This is a genomic window from Aeromonas sp. 1HA1 (assembly GCF_029237385.1).
Taxonomy (GTDB): Bacteria; Pseudomonadota; Gammaproteobacteria; order Enterobacterales; family Aeromonadaceae; genus Aeromonas; species Aeromonas popoffii.
The window spans coordinates 1-5,371 of sequence record NZ_JAACGC010000127.1; the positions used below are offsets into that span (position 1 = coordinate 1).

Here is a 5,371-nt window from a genome sequence, read left to right on the forward strand (position 1 = left end):
TGAAGTCGATGCGGGTCTCCGCATCGATGCAGTTTCAGGACAAGGACCAGAGCGGCCAGACCAGCTCGACCAGCAGCGCCGAACAGGGCGCCAAGGCCAAGGAGCTCGACATCTCCGGCCTTATCCCATTCAAGGAGGAGCGCATGCTGAGCCGGTTGTTTGAGCTGGCCGATGCCAAGGGCGATGGTGGCAAGCGCCACGTCTACCGGGTCGGGTCGCTCTTAGCCAAGTCGGTGAAGGTGCGCCAGGCCAAGTTTGCCGGGCGCATCACCGCCAGCGAACAAGAAGGGCTGCTGGCCTGGCAGGTGCAATTCACCTTGAAGGAGTTCAACTCGGTACCGGAGAAGCGCGAGCAGCGTCTGCCAAAGACAGCCCCGACCGTGGGCCAGGGCACCGACAACACCAGCGCCGCCAAGGGCGGTGGCAAGGGGGACGGCGGGCCAGATCTCAGCAGCTTCGAGCGTTATGTGCTCAAACCGATGGATGACATACTGGCATGAAACTCTCCACTTCCCTGACCCTCGCCGGCCAGCCGGTGCACCTCATCGACCACGATCTGGTGCTGGACCTCAACGCCGGTGGCCGCGCCGCCCTGACCATTGAGGGCACCGCCAGCAAGGGGCAGCTCTTTACCCTGGACACCGGTTACAACGCCGACCTGCGCCGCTGGTTCACCGGCTACGTGTATGACGTGCAGCCCGCCGCCAATGGCGCCAGCAAGCTGCTGTGCCGCGAGCTGGCCGGCGCTCTGGGCACTCGCCTGCCAGTCAGCCAACAACACGCCACCCTGCGCGGCCTGCTGGCCTGGCTGACCGACCAAACCGGGCTCACCTTCCTGCTGCCCCAGGGCTGCGATTACACCGACCGGCCTATCCCCAACTTCACCAGCGCCGGCACCGGCTATCAGCTGCTCGACAACGCCGGCCGCGCCTTTGAGGTACCGGACTTTGTCTGGTACCAGCAACCCGATGGCGCCATCTTTGTGGGAAGCCACGCCCACAGCCGCTGGGCGGGCAAGGAGGTGACGCTCGATCCTGCTTGGTCAGGCCGCCAGGCAGGCGACACCCTGACCCTGTCGCCGGTGCCGTCCATCCGCCCCGGCACCATCATCAACGGCAAGCGGGTGATGCGGGTGCGGCTCAAGGGCGACGAGATGACCCTGACCACCACTACCCCGGGCAAGGTCACCAAATCACCGGAGCGCCGCAAGATAGAGGGCGAGTTTCCGGAGCTGGCCGACAAGATGCACCTGCCCAAGTTCGGGCGGGTCGAGGCCATCAGCGACCAGGCCAGCGCGGGCCAGCTCAATGACCCCTTTCGCCCCCGCTATGCGGTGGACGTGCAACTGCTGGGCGAAGATGGCCAGCCGGACAAGGCCGCGCCCCTTTATCGGGCGGTACCGTTGCCGGTGCAGTTCGGCGGGCCGGAACAGGGCCTGCTGCAGTTCCCCCTCGAGGGGACCCTGGTTGAGCTGGGCTTTGCCTTTGGGCGGGCCGACCGGCCCTTTATTCGTACCGTGCTCGGCAGTGGCTGGGCCCTGCCGGACATCGCCCCGGGCGAGCAACTGCAGCAGCAGCGGGCCGAGGTGTTCAGCCGCACCGATACCGTGGGCAACCTCTGCCGCCACACCGACCGGCGCCTGCATGACCGCGCCCTGCAGATGCACCACCAGAGTGACGACTACCTGGGGGAACATGGCCAGCATCGGCTGCAAGTGGCGCAGCACAGCGTTGAAGAGGTCGGCGGGTACAAGCTCATTGAGGCGCTGGGGGCCATCGAGCTGCTGGCAGGTGATGATCTCACCCTGGGAAGTCTAGGCAACATGAGCCAGACCACGGCGGGGGATCTGGTCGAGGTGGTGGGCCAGCTGCGCCGGGCCGTTGCCGGCGAGCTGCAACACCTGGAGGCGCCCCGTTCGTGGATGGGGACCGACAGCGTGAACATCTTTCGGCTGCTATTGCAGCTGATGAACGTGGTGGAGCAGCTGGCCGCCACCACCGCCAGCCATACCCACGGCAGTGGGCCAGCACCCGGGAACAGCGTGGCCATGACGGGGCATGGCCAACAGGCCAAGCAGTTGGCCGGCCAGCTATCCCCCATCATCGAGTAGAGCCATCTAAGGCTTATTGACGTTGCAACTTGTGTCAGCATGGTAAGATGGCGCTGTTATGTGTTGAGGAACAGCTCAGTGGCTCTGAAAACAACTCTGAAAAAAATCGCAATCAACCTGCTCAATCAGGTGCGTATATCTTCTGGTAATCGGATACAGCTATCTCCGAATACCCGCCTGAGAAAGTGTGTAATCTCAATTAGTGATACTGAAAACCACTTCCAAGTAGAGGATGCCCAGATACGGAGATGTAACATCACTATTGAGGGACGCGGCAATCGTTTGATAATTCACAAAGGCTGTAACTTGCGTGGTTTGGTCATTGAAGTACTGGGGAATGATTGCATCTTAGAAATCGGTAGAAATGTGAAGAATACCGGCCCTGGAAAACTATCATGCCGTGAAAAAGGCACTCGCCTGGTCATTGGAGATAACTCCCTTTTGGCTACAGGGATCACGATGCTGACCAGTGATGGCCACGATATCTACGACTCTGCAGGAACACGCGTCCACCCAGCGAAAGATATCATCATCGGTTCGCAAGTGTGGATAGGCCAAGAAGCCATGATCTTGAAAGGTGCCCACATAGAAGATGGCTGTGTGATTGGTGCCCGTTCTATCGTTACAGGCAAAATCGAAGCTGCGAGCATTGCAGTGGGTAATCCTGCGAAGCCTATCCGCTCGAACATTACTTGGAATGAGCGTTTAACCTATTGACGGCACAACACTCAGGTGAAGAGGCCCCACATCGTGGGGCCTTCTTCTATCTGCCTGATAGCGCCTGAGCATGGCCAGGGAATGGCGCCGCATGTTAGGGGCACCATCAGGCAGACGCACATCATACGTGACGCACGGGGCTACTCACAGCCGCCAGCGCGTGGAGGAGAAGCCCACGGCAGCGTCTGCGTCACGGAATCCGCGCTCTTCCGCTCCCGCCTGCGCGCCGCACCAATAAAATTTTTTGCAAAAGTGGATTACCGCAAAACCATAGGCCCAGACCGCGCCAGATAAAGGATCTCGGGCGAGGTAAGGATCTGAAAGGATCGAAAGAAATTGCAGGGTTTTACAGTTTGAAAGGGGTCTGACTAGCGGTGTCGAAAACGTAAGTTGTTGAATGTATTGGGAGGGTCGGACTTTCCGTGAGGATTTGAATAATCAGGAAGGATCCGGGTTGCCGCGAGGGAACGGATAGAAGGCGTTTTGTTTCAGCCAGTTAGGTGCAATGAGGGCAGATTTGATAACTGAAAATTTGAAAGGGCGCTGCAGCTTGGATGCGCTGGCTGGCCTGCCCCACGGAAAATAGGTTTTCTGTGAAGTGTGTCCGGTCACGCTTGGTCCTGACCTAGTGGAAGTGGACACGACAACAACCCGATCACCTAAACCTAGGTGGACACGATGTGGACACATCACCATGTTGAGGGTCCAGAAAAACTTAAGGCCACCCGCTTGGGTGGCCTTAAGTCATTGAATTCTATATGGTGCCGGGGTCACTCTCGAATCATTGACATATATAGCTGTTTTATATAAATAAAATTCACGGCGCGCTTTATATATACCCCCATAAATACCCCCATAGTGATCTCACTGGGAGCGTATTCGGCAGATGATCAGCAAGCCTAGTTCCGCTTGAACTACCGAGTAAACCTCGAGGTATCTCTGCCACTTACTTGTTGCCCTAAACATCAACTCCAAGTTGTTGTTCGTTTTTCACTGCCAGGCACCAGCTGCGCAGTTTGCCCAGTGCCAAATCACCCTACAGCACTTGGTATCTCAGGTGCGGCCAATGTTGGCCATCCGTTGTTGTTCGTTTCTACGCAGTCAGCAACTGCGCAGTTTTGAGTAGGAGTGCGCAAATAAGTGCGCAGTTAATGGAAGGAATTGCGCAGTTTCCAAAAGAGACAACTCCTCTCTAGGCCTTGTGGCATAAGGCTTGGTCTAAAATTGCGCACTCCATTGCGTTTCGTTTCTGCGCAGTCAGCAATTGCGCAGTGGTGGGAGATGTGCGCAGTTTCATCTCGGCCCTTTCTATCAGGCAGAATCCCCTCTAGCCCTTGCCACACAAGACTTGAGCCCAATATCACACTTACACCTCGGTCATTTCTGCGCAGTACCCTGTGCGCAAATAAGTGCGCAGTTTGGGGGCAATTACGCAAATGTGACGTGCGAATTTTCAACGGCTGTCCTGCTGAGTGGATGCGGGTTTATCACGAACTGGGGTTCTTTAACTGTCGATCCAGTTGTGCGCAAAGGGATGACTCAGAGTACGCCAATTCTGTGGACCAATCTCATCACCGAGTGTTGCGACCAACAAGATATCGATGGGCTTGAGGTGATGCTGCAGGCACAGGATGCTGGTCTGCGTGATGGCATCACGATCCCCTGGCATGGGCCTAATGGCCATGTAGGGCTGCTCTCTCTTATCATGCGGACACCACGCACTGAACATCAATGGCTTAGCGCGGTTCCTTTTCTTAGCTGGCTATCAAGCCATGTCTTCGAAGCCGTTGCACGGGTGTGTTCGTCAGCAATGCCACCGCGTGACCCTTTAAGCTTGCGGGAACTGGAGGTCTGCCAGTGGGCGGCAGAAGGGAAACAAGTCAGTGATATCGCCAAAATCCTGGGCATAACCCCTAGAACGGTGACCTTTCACCTGAAACGTATTGCCGAGAAGCTGGGAGCCAGCAATAAAAGCCAGGCGATATCCTGGGCGCTCAAGCAGGGGCTGGTGCGGCTCAATATCGATGCAGCGTTAGTGGGGAATGTGGATGGGGGTGGTCAATAGCTCTGACTGGCGCAATTCATTGCCCGCATATCAGGCTAAATCACTGTTTGAGCAATGTTTGCTGAGATATCTGCGCTGTTTGAGCAAAGACTTGCTCAGCGTTGTGCGGTTGATGCTATGAATTGGCGGTAAGTGATTGATAAATAATGAAACGAAAAGTTGGCACGGTCACTGCTAAGGGTTGGGTCGAGTGCTAGCTCATTTAACCCACCTATTTAGGAGCATACACATGCCAACTCCATGTTATATCAGCATCGAAGGTAAAACCCAGGGCAACATCACTGCCGGTGCCTTCACCTCTGACTCCGTCGGCAACATCTTCGTACAAGGTCACGAAGACGAGATGCTGGTGCAAGAGTTCCAGCACGTTGTCACCGTGCCGACTGACCCGCAATCCGGTCAGCCTGCTGGTCAGCGTGTCCACAAGCCGTTCAAGTTCACTGTTGCGCTGAACAAAGCCGTGCCGCTGATGTACAACT

General features: G+C 56.8%; 4 protein-coding genes and 1 pseudogene. All 5 read left to right on the forward strand.

Annotated elements, in window-relative coordinates:
* On the forward strand, window positions 1-500 hold a 500-nt coding region (locus GWQ22_RS20780; RefSeq protein ID WP_275931532.1), incomplete at its 5' end, for a hypothetical protein.
* Complete coding sequence (locus tag GWQ22_RS20785) at window positions 497-2,110, forward strand: hypothetical protein (RefSeq protein ID WP_275931533.1); 1,614 nt, start codon at window positions 497-499, stop codon at window positions 2,108-2,110. The genes GWQ22_RS20780 and GWQ22_RS20785, both read left to right, overlap by 4 nt.
* Window positions 2,111-2,188: 78 nt before the next feature.
* Window positions 2,189-2,827, forward strand: coding sequence for an acyltransferase (locus GWQ22_RS20790; RefSeq protein WP_275931534.1), 639 nt, complete (start codon window positions 2,189-2,191; stop codon window positions 2,825-2,827).
* Between the two features lie 1,534 nt (window positions 2,828-4,361).
* Entirely contained in the window at window positions 4,362-4,892 is a 531-nt protein-coding gene (locus GWQ22_RS20795) for a LuxR family transcriptional regulator (protein ID WP_275931535.1), read from the forward strand.
* 229 nt (window positions 4,893-5,121) lie between these two features.
* Window positions 5,122-5,371: pseudogene (hcp1, locus tag GWQ22_RS20800) on the forward strand (type VI secretion system effector Hcp1); the annotation flags it as partial.

Bases quoted from the DNA above. Each gene is read 5' to 3' on its own strand.
- GWQ22_RS20785 (WP_275931533.1), top strand. From the start codon at position 497: ATGAAACTCTCCACTTCCCTGACCCTCGCCGGCCAGCCGGTGCACCTC.
- GWQ22_RS20795 (WP_275931535.1), top strand. From the start codon at position 4,362: ATGACTCAGAGTACGCCAATTCTGTGGACCAATCTCATCACCGAGTGT.